General features: G+C 68.8%; 11 protein-coding genes and 2 pseudogenes. 8 read left to right on the top strand and 5 right to left on the bottom strand.

Annotated features, from left to right (window positions below; genetic code table 11):
• The 3 genes and pseudogenes from HUW62_RS39545 to HUW62_RS39535 all read left to right on the top strand — a co-directional run.
• Positions 1-236: pseudogene (locus tag HUW62_RS39545) on the top strand (TetR/AcrR family transcriptional regulator); the annotation flags it as partial.
• 9 nt (positions 237-245) lie between these two features.
• A complete protein-coding gene (locus tag HUW62_RS39540) occupies positions 246-1,151 on the top strand; it encodes a lytic transglycosylase domain-containing protein (RefSeq protein WP_176437367.1) in 906 nt (301 codons plus the stop codon).
• 467 nt (positions 1,152-1,618) lie between these two features.
• Positions 1,619-3,259: a von Willebrand factor type A domain-containing protein gene (locus HUW62_RS39535; RefSeq protein ID WP_176437366.1), complete on the top strand. Its 1,641-nt coding sequence runs from the start codon at positions 1,619-1,621 to the stop codon at positions 3,257-3,259.
• Here the strand turns inward: HUW62_RS39535 and HUW62_RS39530 are convergent.
• Positions 3,253-3,996, bottom strand: a complete 744-nt coding sequence (locus tag HUW62_RS39530) for a glucosamine-6-phosphate deaminase (RefSeq protein ID WP_176437365.1) — start codon at positions 3,994-3,996, stop codon at positions 3,253-3,255. The genes HUW62_RS39535 and HUW62_RS39530 overlap by 7 nt on opposite strands.
• A 207-nt stretch (positions 3,997-4,203) precedes the next feature.
• Between HUW62_RS39530 and HUW62_RS39525 the strand changes: the two genes are divergently transcribed.
• From HUW62_RS39525 to HUW62_RS39515, 3 genes are all read left to right on the top strand, one after another.
• Positions 4,204-5,631 carry an amidase gene (locus HUW62_RS39525; RefSeq protein ID WP_163869019.1) on the top strand — a complete coding sequence of 476 codons (1,428 nt, stop codon included), beginning with the start codon at positions 4,204-4,206 and terminating at the stop codon, positions 5,629-5,631.
• A 78-nt stretch (positions 5,632-5,709) separates the two neighbouring features.
• On the top strand, positions 5,710-6,747 hold the full coding sequence (locus HUW62_RS39520; RefSeq protein WP_163869018.1) for a 6-phosphofructokinase: 1,038 nt from the start codon (positions 5,710-5,712) through the stop codon (positions 6,745-6,747).
• Positions 6,748-6,847: 100 nt separating this feature from the next.
• Positions 6,848-8,488 (top strand): long-chain fatty acid--CoA ligase, encoded by a 1,641-nt coding sequence (locus HUW62_RS39515; RefSeq protein WP_176437364.1) that lies wholly within the window; start codon positions 6,848-6,850, stop codon positions 8,486-8,488.
• A gap of 54 nt (positions 8,489-8,542) precedes the next feature.
• Here the strand turns inward: HUW62_RS39515 and HUW62_RS39510 are convergent, their stop codons facing one another.
• The 4 genes from HUW62_RS39510 to HUW62_RS39495 all read right to left on the bottom strand — a co-directional run bounded on the left by HUW62_RS39510 (position 8,543) and on the right by HUW62_RS39495 (position 12,218).
• Positions 8,543-9,001, bottom strand: coding sequence for a hypothetical protein (locus HUW62_RS39510; protein WP_176437363.1), 459 nt, complete (start codon positions 8,999-9,001; stop codon positions 8,543-8,545).
• Positions 8,998-9,300 (bottom strand): hypothetical protein, encoded by a 303-nt coding sequence (locus tag HUW62_RS39505; protein WP_163869015.1) that lies wholly within the window; start codon positions 9,298-9,300, stop codon positions 8,998-9,000. The genes HUW62_RS39510 and HUW62_RS39505 overlap by 4 nt, the downstream gene beginning before the upstream one ends.
• Positions 9,301-9,560: 260 nt before the next feature.
• Positions 9,561-11,594 carry a hypothetical protein gene (locus HUW62_RS39500; RefSeq protein WP_176437362.1) on the bottom strand — a complete coding sequence of 678 codons (2,034 nt, stop codon included), beginning with the start codon at positions 11,592-11,594 and terminating at the stop codon, positions 9,561-9,563.
• 270 nt (positions 11,595-11,864) lie between these two features.
• Positions 11,865-12,218 carry a hypothetical protein gene (locus tag HUW62_RS39495; RefSeq protein ID WP_176437361.1) on the bottom strand — a complete coding sequence of 118 codons (354 nt, stop codon included), beginning with the start codon at positions 12,216-12,218 and terminating at the stop codon, positions 11,865-11,867.
• A gap of 311 nt (positions 12,219-12,529) precedes the next feature.
• Here HUW62_RS39495 and HUW62_RS39490 point away from each other — a divergent pair, with 311 nt between their 5' ends.
• Both HUW62_RS39490 and HUW62_RS39485 read left to right on the top strand, forming a co-directional pair.
• Complete coding sequence (locus tag HUW62_RS39490; RefSeq protein WP_176437360.1) at positions 12,530-13,066, top strand: FHA domain-containing protein; 537 nt, start codon at positions 12,530-12,532, stop codon at positions 13,064-13,066.
• Positions 13,067-13,253: 187 nt separating this feature from the next.
• A pseudogene (locus HUW62_RS39485) lies at positions 13,254-13,563 on the top strand (metallophosphoesterase); the annotation flags it as partial.

Genomic DNA, 13,563 nt, shown 5'->3' with positions numbered 1-13,563 from the left:
TCACCCAGAAGGCGCACACGCATGGGCTGTTGCGGCCGATACGGCCGGCGGTGAGCGGACTCGCGGTGGTGGGGGCGGTGGAGCGGTTGTTGCTCGCGGTGTTGAGTGAGGAGGACATCGGCAATCCGTTGGAGTTGCCGGATGCGCTGACGACGCTGGTGTTGGATGGACTGCGAGTGCCGCCTGGGACACGGGAGGGGCGCCGGAAGTTGGACGGAGGGGCCAGGCGCACTTAAGGGTGGGGAGTGGCGCGCAAGCGGGCCCTGGGTGGCTTCAGCATTCCGTGGTGGGCGTGGGTGGGGCTGGCGGCCGTCGTGCCGGTGGTCCTCATCAACGGGGCCATCTCGTGGCTGGGTGACACGCATGTGTCGCCGTTGTCGCTGTCGTTCCTGGAGATGAAGGTGAACGCGCTGGGCACGTATGTGGCGCACCGGCCGTCGTGTCTGTGGGACGGGCACGAGCCGCTGGAGCCGCTCATCGCGCGGGCGGAGCGGCGGCACGGGCTGCCTCCGGGGTTGTTGCAGGCGTTGGTGCTGGTGGAGTCGGAGGGGCGGGTGCACCGCATCTCTCCGGCGGGAGCGATGGGGCCCGGGCAGTTGATGCCCACCACGGCGGTGATGCTGGGGGTGGCGGACCCGTTCGACCCGGAGCCGGCGTTGGATGGGAGCGCGCGGTATCTGGCCGAGCAGCTTCGAAGGTTTCGGGACGTGAAGCTCGCGGTGGCCGCGTACAACGCGGGGCCCGGCGCGGTGGATGGGCGCGTGCCGAGGAACGGGGAGACGGAGTACTACGTGCCCAAGGTGCTCACGGCGTGGGTGCGGACGAGGCCGCCGGAGCCGCCGCGTCCTGTGCCCGTGGTGGCGGCGCGTGCGAGGCCCGTGGTGGCTGCGGTGACGAAGCCCGTGGCGCCTGTGCGGTCCGCCGTGGCGGCTGTGAGCAAGAAGACGGTGGCCAAGGTGGCGGCGAAGCCCGTGGCGCCTGTGCGGCCCAAGGCCGTTGCGAAGCCAGTGGCGGCGCCAGCGCGCACCACGGTCGTCGCCAAGCCGGTGGCCCCCAAGGCGAAGCCGAAGACAGAGGCTGCTCCCGCGAAGGCGCCGACTCGTGCGACGCAGGCGAAGCCCACTGTCTCGGTGAACGCGCGCCCGGGCTGAAGCCTTCGCAGTCGTCACGGGCGAGGAACACCAACAGACGCATCCGGGGCCAGATGACCCCGAAGCATTCGACACTTTGCGCGCGGCATGTTGCGTTCGACCCTTCAGATGAAACGAGTCCCAGGTCGACCATGAAGCGAGCCACCCGCATCCGTCAGTCCGAGGTCGCCTTCCGCAGTGGCATCCGACTGGTCCTGTTCATGATGGCCCTATGGCTGTGCGCGACGTTCTTCTGCGTGACTCACGGCCACGACGGCCATGGAGGCCTGGAACGTGTGGCGCATGCGTCGCCATCCACCCGAGGAGCCAAACCGAAGCTGAAACCCGACATGCGATGAAGGCCGCATCGGGCGGATGACCGACCTCCTCCCGTTGACCGACCTCGGGCGAATGACGGACGCGCGGCGTGGAGCACTCGTGCCACGAGTAGCTCACGCATGACGACTCCCTGCACGCCCCGAGGCTCCATGAGCAAGTCCTTGAAGGTCACCTTCACCCTGCTGTCCGCCGCGCTCGCCTTCGTGGCCGGAGTCACGCTGTTCGGCGACAACCTCCGCAAGCTCTTTGGCGCGAGCTCCGCGTCGCTCGGCGTCTCGGGCGTGGCCCACAAGAAGACCCTGCGCAGCTTCGGAGAGAACTCCGAATATGACGGCGCGTCCTCCTCGCCATCCCTTCCCCGCAAGTCGATGCAGCACTTCAACCCGGGCGCCTCGGAGCCGGCGGTCTCCCCATCCTATCCCGTGGAGCGCCTCGCCCCCAACGCCTACACCCGCACCGCGGATGACGCGCTCTCCACCTTCGCCGTGGACGTCGACACCGCCTCCTACGCTCTCTTCCGCCGCGCCGTGCAAAACAACCGGCTGCCCTCCACCGAAACCGTCCGCGTCGAGGAATGGGTCAACTACTTCCGCTACCGCGTCCCCGAGCCCGCCCCCGGCGAAGGCGCCTTCCACGTCGCGCTGGAGGCCGCGCCCTCCCCCTTCACCCCGAGCCAGCACATCCTCAAGGTGAGCCTCCAGGGCCGCCACGTCGCCAAGGCCCAGCGCAAGTCCACGCACCTCGTGTTCCTCGTCGACACCAGCGGCTCCATGTCCGGCACGGACCGACTGGAGCTCGCCAAGACGTCGATGAAGCTCGCCGTCGCCGGCCTCAACCCCACCGACACCGTCACCATCTCCACCTACGCGGGCGACGTGCGCACCGTGCTCGACACCACCCCCGCGAGCCAACGCAAGCACATCGAGTCCGTCATCGACGAGCTCTCCTCGGGCGGCGGCACCGCCATGGGCAGCGGCCTGGAGCTGGCCTATCAGCACGCCGTGCGCATGGCCGGCGCCAACCGCGTCTCGCGCGTCGTCGTCCTCACCGACGGCGACACCAACCTCGGCCGCAATCAGACGGCGGACTCCATGCTGGAGAGCATCAGCCGCTACGTGAAGGAAGGCGTCACCCTCTCCACCATCGGCTTCGGCATGGGCAACTACCGCGATGACCTGATGGAGCGTCTGGCCAACAAGGGCAACGGCAACTGTTTCTACATCGACTCCGAGCGCGAGGCCCGCCGCGTCTTCCAGGAGCAGCTCGGCGGCACCATGGAGGTCATCGCCCAGGACGTCAAAATCCAGGTGGAGTTCGACCCGACCGCCGTGCGCGGCTACCGGCTGCTCGGCTACGAGAACCGCGCCATCGCCGACAAGGACTTCCGCGAGGACGCCGTCGACGCGGGCGAAATCGGCGCGGGCCACACCGTCACCGCGCTGTACGAACTCGACTTGACGGGCGAAGGCTCCACCGTCGCCACCGTCCGCGTGCGCGCCAAGAAGCCCGGCGACTCCGAGGTCTCCGAGCAGCGCTTCGCCCTCCCGCGCAACCGGGTGCGTGAATCCCTGACGAGGGCATCCTCCGACCTGCGCTTCGCCGTCGCCGTCGCTGGCACCGCGGACCTTCTGCGCGGCACCGCGCCCACCGATGACCGGGGCTTCTCGCGCATCCACTCGCTCGCGGAGGACGCGGTGGACGGTCAGGAAGACCGCGCGGAGTTCCTCACCCTGCTCGGCAAGCTGCGCGCGCTGATGTCACCCCGCGTCGCCAACTCGAACACCTACTGAGTCCGCGACGACAGCGCGCTCGCCGCGTCCCGGTCCAACCACACCTCCACGTCGCGGTGCAGTTGCAGGAAGGAGGCGGGGCAGCGCGGAGTCACGGGGCCCTCCGCCATGGCCTTCACCGCCTCCGCCTTGCCCTCGCCAAACGCCAGCAACATCGCGCGCCGCGACTGGATGAGCGCTCCCATGCCCAGGGTCAGCGCCTCCAGCGGCACGCGGCTCGGGTCATCGCCGAAGAGCATCGCATTCGCCTCGCGCGTCGCCCGACTCAGCCGCGTCCGGTGACACCGCGCCAACAGGTGGTCGGCCGGCTCGTTGAAGGCCAGGTGCCCGTTGGCGCCAATGCCCAGCAACACCAATCCCAGCCCACCCTCGGCGACAAGCTCCGCCTCGTAGCGTGCGCACTCGACCTCCGCGTCCGGCGCCGCGCCGTCGAGGAAGTGGATGCGCTCCTCCGACAGGTTCACCTTCCGGAAGAAGTGCCGCTCCATGTACGCGCGAAAGCTGCCGCCGTCCTCGCCCGACACCCCGAGCAGCTCGTCCAGGTTGAACGTCCGCGCACGAGACAAGTCCAGCGCCCTTCGCTCGTGCAACGCCACCAGCTCCCGGTACACGTTGAGCGGCGAGCGCCCCGTGGGCAGCCCCAACACCAGCGACGGATGAGACGTCACCGCCTCCGCGACGCGCGCGGCGCAGGCGATGGCCGCTTCCTGTTCGGACTCGAAGACTCGAAGGTTCAAGGAGGCTCCCGCTCGCGAAGAAGGCGCGCACACGAGCATAGAAGCCACACCTCCAACACGAGCCCCGAGTCAGGAACGCGTTCACCGCGCGGCACGTCCGTGACAGATGTGGCACCCGTCACTTTCCGATAGTGCACAAACGCAACGCGTCATGCAGCGGGCTTCGCACGCGCGGGCGGCAGCGCGGAACGGCGGTAGAGTCGACGGATGGACCCCTTCGTCAGCCTCGACGCCACCGCCCAGGCCGAGCTCGTCCGCGGTGGGGAAGTCACTCCACTGGAGCTGGTGGACGCGGCCATCGCTCGCATCGAGCGCCACAACCCGAAGCTCAACGCCGTCGTGCACACGCAGTTCGACACGGCGCGCGCGCGGGCGAAGACGCCCCTGCCCCAGGGCCCCTTCACCGGCGTGCCCTTCCTGCTCAAGGACCTGCTCGCCGCGCAGGAGGGCTCCCCGCTGCGCTTCGGCTCGCGCTTCACGAAGGACTTCATCCCCGAGCACGACAGCGAGCTCGTCAAGCGCCACCTGCGCGCGGGGCTCGTCATGCTGGGCACCACGAACACGCCGGAGCTGGGCCTGTTGCCGACGACGGAGGGCACGCTTCACGGCCCCTGTCGCAACCCGTGGGACGTGACGCGCTCCCCAGGAGGCTCCAGTGGCGGCGCGGCGGCGGCGGTGGCCAGCGGCATGGTGCCCTTCGCGCACGCGTCGGACGGTGGCGGCTCCATCCGCATCCCCGCGTCGGCCTGCGGTCTGTTCGGCCTCAAGCCCAGCCGGGGCCGCAACCCCACCGGCCCGGAGCTGGCGGACGGCGTCCACTGGCTGGTGGGCGAGCATGCACTCACCCGCACGGTGAGGGACAGCGCCGCCCTGCTGGACGCCACCGAGGGCCCTGACGTGGGCGCGCCCTACGTCGCCCCGCCGAAGACGCGGCCTTACCTCATGGAGGTCGGAGCACCGCCTGGCCGCCTGCGCGTCGGCCTGACGCTGCGCAACGCCGTGGGCGCCCCCGTCCACCCCGAGTGCCTGGCCGCCGTCGTCGCCACCGCGCGATTGCTGGAGGGCCTGGGCCACTCCGTCCTCGAAGGCAGCTTGCAGATACCGGGCGACGAGGAGCTGGGGCAGCACTTCATGACCGCCTGGGCCGCCAGCGTGGTGAACAGCATCGAGGGTCTGGGCCGGCGCATGCGCCGCGCCCCGTCACCCGAGGACTTCGAGCCCTTCACCTGGGCGCTCTACCAGTTCGGCCTGAGCCAGGGCCTGTCGGCCTACCTGCACGCCCAGGCCGAGGGTCTGCGCTTCGGCCGCGCCTTCGCCCGGCGCTTCACCGATGTGGACGTGTGGCTCTTGCCCACCGTCACCGAGCCCGCGCCCCTGCTCGGCACGTTCGCCGCCCCGCCCGACGAGCCGCTCGGGCCGCTGTTCCGCGCGGCGGCCTTCACGCCCTACTGCCCCATGGCCAACATGGCGGGCAACCCGGCCATGAGCGTCCCCCTCCACTGGAGCCCGGAGGGGCTGCCCGTGGGCGTCCAGTTCATCGCCCGCCACGGCGACGAGGCCACCCTCTTCCGACTGGCCTCTCAGCTCGAGTCGGCGCACCCCTGGACTCACAGGCGCCCCGCGGTGTTCGGCTAGGGGTCGCCACGTCCGTCGGAGAGCGCTCGGGCAAACTTCGCGAGCACGCGTGCCGCCGGGCGCGATAGAACCCTCCCCATGAAAGTCGCCGTGCTCACCGGCGGGGGTGACTGCCCCGGCCTGAACGCCGTCATCCGCGCCATCGTCCGCCGCGCCAACGCCCACGGTTTCGAGATGATGGGCCTTCGAGACGGGTGGAAGGGCCTGCTCGAGGACAACCACTTCCGCCTCACGCGGGAGACCACCTCCGGCATCCTCCACCGGGGCGGCACCATCCTCGGCACCTCGCGCGTCAACCCCTTCAAGGTCGAGAACGGGCTGGAGAAGGTCAAGCGCGCCATTGAGCGCAATGGCATCCACGCCGTCATCGCCATCGGCGGCGAGGGCACGCTGTCCGCCGCCACGCGCATGTCGCAAGAGGGCCTGCGCATCGTCGGCGTGCCGAAGACCATCGACAACGACCTCAACGGCACAGATTTCACCTTCGGCTTCGACACCGCCGTGTCGATTGCGACGGAGGCCGTGGACCGGCTGCACTCCACCGCCGAGTCCCACAAGCGCGTCATCGTCTGCGAGGTCATGGGCCGACACGTGGGCTGGATTGCCACCTACGCGGGCATCGCCGGCGGCGCGGACGTCATCTTGGTGCCGGAGATTCCGGCCGACCTGGAGCGCGTGGCCGAGCACATCCAGCGCCGTCACGCGGGCGGGCGCACCTTCTCCATCGTCGTCGTCGCCGAGGGCACGCGCATCAAGCTGGCGGCGGACCAGAACGAGCAGCTCGTCACCAGCGGCTCGCTGGACGAGGCAGGCCGGCCGCGCCTGGGCGGCGTGGGCAACATCGTCGCGCACGAAATCGAGCGACGCACTGGCTTCGAGACGCGCGTGTCCGTGCTGGGCCACATCCAGCGCGGCGGCGCGCCCACCGCGCATGACCGCGTGCTCGCCACCCGCTACGGCGTCCACGCCTGCGACATGGTGGCCCGCGGCGAGTTCGGGATGATGGCCGCGCTCAAGGGCAACGAAATCATCAGCGTGGACCTGTCCGCCGCGACGAAGGAACTCAAGAAGGTGCCCAAGGAGTTCTTCGAGGTCGCCCAGGTCTTCTTCGGCTGACGCAGTGCGATAACAAACGAGCCACATGACGCGGGGCGCTGGCTCGTGTGCGCATCCGGTAGCATCGGTGGCCTACCCTCGCCGTGAAGGGACGGTGCCGATGCTTCCAGGACGCATGATGGACTTCCCGCTCACCCTGACGCATTTCCTGGAGCGCGCGCGGACGTACTTCCCGCGCTCGGAAATCGTCAGCCGCAATCCGGACAAGACGACGCACCGCTATACCTATGCGGACTTCCACCGGCGCACGTGTCAGCTGATGAATGCGCTGACGCGGCTGGGGGTGAAGGCAGGCGACCGGGTGGCGACGCTGAGCTGGAACCACTACCGGCACCTGGAGGCGTACTTCGGCATCCCGGCGATGGGCGCGGTGGTGCACACGCTGAACCTGCGTCTGCACCCGAACGATTTGGCGTACATCGCGCGGCACGCGGAGGACACGGTGGTGCTGGTGGACCGCTCGTTGTTGCCGCTGTTCGAGAAGTTCGCGGCGCAGGTGCCGAGCATCCGCCACGTCATCGTCATCCCGGATGCGGGGCCGGCGCCCGAGGGGATGCTGGACTACGAACAGTTGCTGGCGAAGGAGTCGGTGGACTTCGACTTCCCGACGCTGGATGAGAACAGCGCGGCGATGCTCTGCTACACGTCGGGGACGACGGGCAACCCGAAGGGGGTGCTGTTCAGCCACCGCTCCATCGTGTTGCACACGCTGGTGTGTTGCATGAAGGATTTGACGGGCATTGGCGAGGCGGACTCGGTGCTGCCAGTGGTGCCCATGTTCCACGCGGCGGCGTGGGGCCTGCCGTTCGACGCGCTGCTCACGGGCGCGCGCATGGTGATGCCGGGGCCGCACCTGGACCCGCCGTCGCTGTTGGACTTGATGGCGGCGGAGAAGGTGACGATTGCGGGCGGGGTGCCGACCATCTGGCTGGGGATTCTGGCGCTGTTGGACCAGGACCCGAGGAAGTGGGACCTGAGCGCGGTACGCACCATGTTGATTGGTGGCTCGGCGGCGCCTCCGGCGATGATTGACGGCTTCCGTCAGCGGCACGGGCTGGAGGTGACGCACGCGTGGGGCATGACGGAGATGAACCCGGTGGGCACCATGGCGAAGGTGAAGCAGGAGCTTCGCCACGCGGACGCGAAGACGCAGCTCGCGGCGCAGGGCTCGCAGGGCTTCGCGCTTCCCTTCGTCGAGACGCGGGTGATGAGCGAGGAGGGCAAGCCGTTGCCGTGGGATGGCTCGACGATGGGCGAGCTGGAGGTGCGCGGGCCGTGGGTGGCGGGCTCGTACTACGGCGGCGAGGGGCAGGACCGCTTCACGGCGGACGGCTGGTTCAAGACGGGTGACGTGGTGACGCTGGACGCGGATGGGTATGTCCGCATCTGCGACCGGAGCAAGGACGTCATCAAGTCGGGCGGCGAGTGGATTTCGTCGGTGGCGTTGGAGAACGCGCTGATGAGCCACCCGGCGGTGCTGGAGGCGGCGGTGTTCGCCGGGCGGCACGCGCGCTGGGACGAGCGTCCACTGGCGGCGGTGGTGCTGAAGCCAGGACAGACGGCGACGAAGGAGGAGCTGGCCGAGCACCTGGCGAAGCAGTTCGCCAAGTTCTGGCTGCCGGACGACTACCTCTTCATCGCCCAGATTCCGCGCACGTCCACGGGCAAGTTCCTCAAGACGAAGCTGCGCGAGGACTACGGCGACCACCTGCTCAAGAGCGCACCCAGCGCAGCGGGATGAGTCCACCGGATATCCGGGCCCGCCGTCCACATGGTGAGGCGGTGGGTCCGGGCGTCAACCGTACTGGTCGATGAGCTGAATCTTCCGGCTCCGGCACACATCCTCGAAGTCACCCCGGTTGAAGGTGATGAGAGCGTGCAGCCGGTTCTTCGGGTTGAGCAGCATCAGCCGCACCACCCGGTCCACCAGACTCAAGGCGCGGTAGCTGCCTCCCTGCTTCTTCAGCTCCTCGAAGCACTCGCCCAGCGCCTGCTCCCGCATCTTGCGGTCGAACAACATCGACAGCCGGTTGCGCTGCCGCAGGCGCTTCAAGTCCCGCTCCAGCAGCCCCAGCGAGTCACTTCGCCGCGCCATCCGGGTCGACACCGTTTCATAGAGGATGGGCCAGGGGACGACGAGCTCATGCGTGGCCGAATCGAAGAGCTTCTCGAAGAGGGCCTCCGCGACACCGTGCAGACCGTCCCGCGAGTCGTACAGCGCGATGAGGAAACAAGCATCGACGCAGACCTTCATGCGTCGTCCTGCTCCTCTCCAGCGACCTCGGTGTAGCCGACCCAGGAGGCCGGACGCCGGCTGCCGAACAACCACTTCCCGCTCCACTTCCCATCCTTGTCGGGCCCAATCAGATAGGCCCGCCCCTTCTTTCCGATGATGGGCTTGAGGGCGCGCTTGAGCTGCGTGGGCGTCAGCGCCGTCGTGAAGGTCGCCATGCCATCACCGCACTCGCGCGCTTCCAGCTTCGCCAGCCACCTGTAGAGGTCGTCGTAGTTGCCTCGAAGCCCCAGGTCGAACGAGAGCCAGTACCGTGTCATGCATCCTCCCTGACGAGGCCGTGCACCACCCCGACGAACGGGGGCCAGCACAGGCGCGAGGTCCGAGCCCTGTTTCTCACCCTCCAGGTCGCGGCGTCTACTGCCTACCGGAGTTCGTGGAATCGGAGGAGGACGGGCCGGGGAAGTCGCTTCGATAGAGGGGCGCATGCAGTCTCACAGGTTGGACGGTCCGCGCCCGTCGAGTGGGCGCGGACCGCGATTCCTGCAAGCAACACGCCCTTCTCAGGCAGGTCCTGACGTCAGTTGGCGCCGAGGCAGACGCCGCCGCAGGTGGTCTCCACCTTGCCATCCAGTTGCAGGAAGAGGTCCACCTGCTCGCGGCCCTTCACGTTGCGCCGCACGCCCTCGTGCACCGGGTTGTCCAGCGCGGGCAGGTCCGCCACCGTGCCCGGCAGCGGCGCCGGCAGCCCGAAGTCGAACTGCACCAGCGCCGCGCCATCGACGGCGCCCTCGAACACCGGCAACTCCGGCACCCGCCACGTCGCCGGGAGCTGCTGCGTCAGGCCCATCGCCCGCGCGTGAAGCTCCGTGGCCACGTTGGGCACCTGCGCATCTCCCAGCCCGTACTGCACCAGCACCCGACGCGACGCCGGTCCACCCGTGTACGGCGCCGTCAGCACGTGCGGCGCGTAGGTAATCGGGTCGATGCGGTCGAAGCTCGTCTGCGTCAGCGCCGCGAACTTCTGCTGGTCCAACGCATCCGGCACCGCCGCCGCGATCGCCTGGAGGAACATCGCGAACGGCTTCGCGCGGAACATCATCAACGAGAAGTCCGCTCCACCCACGCTGAACACCGCCCGGGAGATGTGCGGCGACAGCGCCACGTACGTCCCACCCAGGATGTGCCCCTGGCTGATGCCGTAGAAGTACGTCTGGTCCGGGTCATACACGAGCACCCCGTTGTCCTTCAGCTCCGCCACCTCCTTCAGCGTCGTCCGCGCCGCGTAGGTGACAGCCATCTGGTTCACCATGCCCTGGTGCACCCGGTCGGTGAAGCGCAGCGTCTGCGCGGGCTGCTGCGACATCGCGCCAATCACCCCCGGCGCATCCGCCTGCGACATGCCCCACCAGTCCACCGTCATCACCACCATCTTCGTCGCCTGCACGAAGGGCCGGACGAATGAGCCATCCGACTCCCCCTGACTGCCGAAGAAGCCATGCCCGAACTGGAGGAAGCGCACCGGCGCCACCGCCTGCCCCCAGACACTCCGGGGAATCTGGAGCGTGAAGGGAACCTCCGCCTCGCCATTGCGCCTCACCCGGCCCTGCTCGTCACGCGCCAGCAGCGCACCCGCCTGCGCAGTCTCCATGAAGAGCGGCACCCGCAACGTCCCCTTGATGCGGCGGAAGATGTTCGCGTCCACCTCGTCCTTCACCTCCGTCACCGTGACGACGGGCGGCGTGGCCTCCATGGCCTCCATCGCCAGTCGGCGCACCTCCAGCATGTCCCGGGTGACGTTCTCCTCCGTCTCCGTGGTGAAGTCCCACGCGAGCTGCAACTCGGAGCGCGCCACGCCCGCGGCCTCCAGCGCCGGGAAGATGTCCGCCTCGTACCGCGCGGCCAGGGGCGCCAGCAGCGGGTCTCCCGCCGTCTGTCCATCCCGGATGCGGCGGAAGCCCTCCGGCACGGGCACCGCCGTCCCGTCCTTCGCCTTCAGCCCGCGCAACGCGACGATGTAGCGAGCCCCACCGCGCAGCCGCACCACCGGCCGCAGCAGCAACGCCCGGTGCGCGTCATCCGGCGCGCGTGGATCCAACTCCGCGAAGTGCAGCACTCCTGTGCGCGCCTCCGCGTCCAGCACCACCGTGGTCCCCGACGTCGCCGCCGTGGGCTGGGTCACCGTCGGCAGGTTCGTCGCGTCCACCCCCCCCGGGAAGAGCGCGAGCATCTGCGTCCCATGCGAATAGCCATCCGCGGGATGCAGGTCCGTGAAGTCGAAGGGCGTCCCGTCCTTCATCTTCAACTTCGCCGCCGTGCTCAGCTTCACGCGGTGGCCCGAGGGCAGCGCCGCATCCTCCTGCAGGAAGTAGTTCGACGGGTACGGCAACAGACAGTCATGCTCCGACGCCAGCGGGTTGCAGCCCTCCGGCACCTCCAGCGCCGGCAGTGGAGGCCCTGCATCCGGAGTCCCCGAGTCGGGCGTACCTCCACCGTCAGGCTGCTCCTGCCCGGCGTCCGGTGTCGCGTCATCCTCTGAATCCGAGCACGCGGTCATCGCCAGCAACGACAACGCCAGCACCCACGCGCCGCGCTTCTTCATTCGCTCCCACATGGTTCGAGGACTCCTCGTGCGAACACAGATGTTTGTGTCACGAGGATGTAACCTGCGACGTCACCCGAACAAAGCCTTGTCTCACGACGCGGCGCACCACGCACAGCCACGACGCGCCCCGCGTGCGAGGCCCCGCGCATGGTTGTCCAATGTCGCACACCCACGTCTCCCCGGAGCCGGCTCGGCTCCACGGAGAGTGAGAGGAATCAGGCAAGCAGTGCGACAGCGTCAGCCCGAGCTCCAGGCTGACGCTGTCTATCCACGGATGTTTCAGATTCCGCAGATATCCTCGGCCAGTGAGATGCACGCCGAGATGAACTGCGCGGTGGTGCAGCCGCCGTTCTGGGTGCAGACGATGTCGCCGGTTCCCGGCTCGCTACACCACTGGAGCGTCACCCAGCACGCGGCTTGAGTGACGGTCCGGTCTCCCTCGATGGCCTGCGCGCTCACGTTGCTCTCGCCCGACGCATCCCGCACCGTCACGGGCGTGCCGTCGCTGCGCGTCGCCTCGTAGCGCGGGCCCAGCTCTCCGGAGACAGCCTCGGGCGAGGACGTCTCGGGTCCACACCCCGTGAGCATTCCAACAGCGAGCCCCGCGACCACCATGAATGACAGCGCCTTCATATGGTTCTCCTGGGTGATGGGACTCACCGACCTGAGCCCCGCTACCCATATGCAATGATTGTCTTTTCGCCTCTATCGTTGATTGCCACTATCTGAAATGTTTTCAGGCCCGTCTCAAGTCTGGGATTACAGTCCGCCGCAACCACTGCGCATGGATTGAGCCCTGGAACGCTCGACGTGAAACCTTCCGTCCATCCTGGGCCCGGGCGTCCTCGTGTGCTCGCATGGGAGCGTCATCTGGTGGACGACAGCCGGGGGCGCGCCGACGTCGCGAGCGTCCGCCAGCGGCTCCGGGTTAAGTTGCGGCCACCATGCCGTCCGTGAAGCAACTTCGCCCGTTCGCCCTGGCAACCCTGGAAGCCTTCCTCGATGCTTCCGGGCCCGTGGTCCTCGTCCAGCAGCCGCCCGAACCCGTCTTCCAGCAGGTGGCGATGCGGCTGGGCGAGGCGCGCACCGTGGGCATGGCCCATCGCAGCCGGCTGGTGGACCGCCTCTTCGTCATGCTCCGCGGCTTCGATGCGCTGGAGGTCCACTTCCTGCGTCCAGTCGTCGATGGCCAGGAGCTGACGGTGGGGAGGATTGAGGGCTGCACGCTGCTCGTCCCGGACCCGTCGGTCTCCAAGCACCACGCCACGCTGAAGTGGCACGCGTCACGCGGGGACTGCTCCGTGAAGGACGTGGGCTCGATGAACGGGACGTGGGTCAACGCCGCGTCGCTCACCCCGGAGCAGGAGGTCCTCCTCACGGATGGAGACGCGCTGGGTTTCGGCGATGCCCAGTTCCTCTACCTGCGCACGGAGACGCTGCACGCGCACCTGCGCATGGCCAGCCCCGGCGCCCGGGGCTGATTCGCCCTCGGCGGGAATGTCGCGTCGGGCTCCAGCGTAGGGAGGACGGCCCGGCGCTCCGCCGCTCCTGGCCGAGCCCCAGGACCCTGCTCTCTCCTACATCGAGCCACTTCGTGCGGCGGGGCCGACGATTCGCCGCTATGACTCGGGCTCTCCAGCGCGTGGGAGTGTGTGGATGGGCAGGCCGTTGCTTCTCCTCTTGGTCTATGTGGGCGCCTGGGGCGTGCTGCGGGCGCTCTGGCCCGACCTGCTGCGTGGATGGCGGCGGTGGGTGCTGCTGGGCGGCTCGGTGGGCTCGCTCGTCGTGTGGCTGGTCCCCCTGCTGGCGGGACCCCAGGTCGAGGTGCCCGCCGCGCTCCGGATGTTCACCGTGGGGTGGTCCGTCTCCGCCATCATCGTCCTGCTCATCGGCTCACCCCTCGCCCTGCTGCGAAAGTGGGTGGACCGGAAGAACGCGGTGCTCGCGCCCTCCGTCCCGCTCGACTCCGACGTGATTG

This window comes from Myxococcus sp. AM011, from assembly GCF_013372595.1.
GTDB classification, from domain to species: domain Bacteria; phylum Myxococcota; class Myxococcia; order Myxococcales; family Myxococcaceae; genus Myxococcus; species Myxococcus eversor.
Note: the sequence above shows the minus strand (reverse complement) of the source record. Positions and strands in the feature narration are given on the sequence as shown.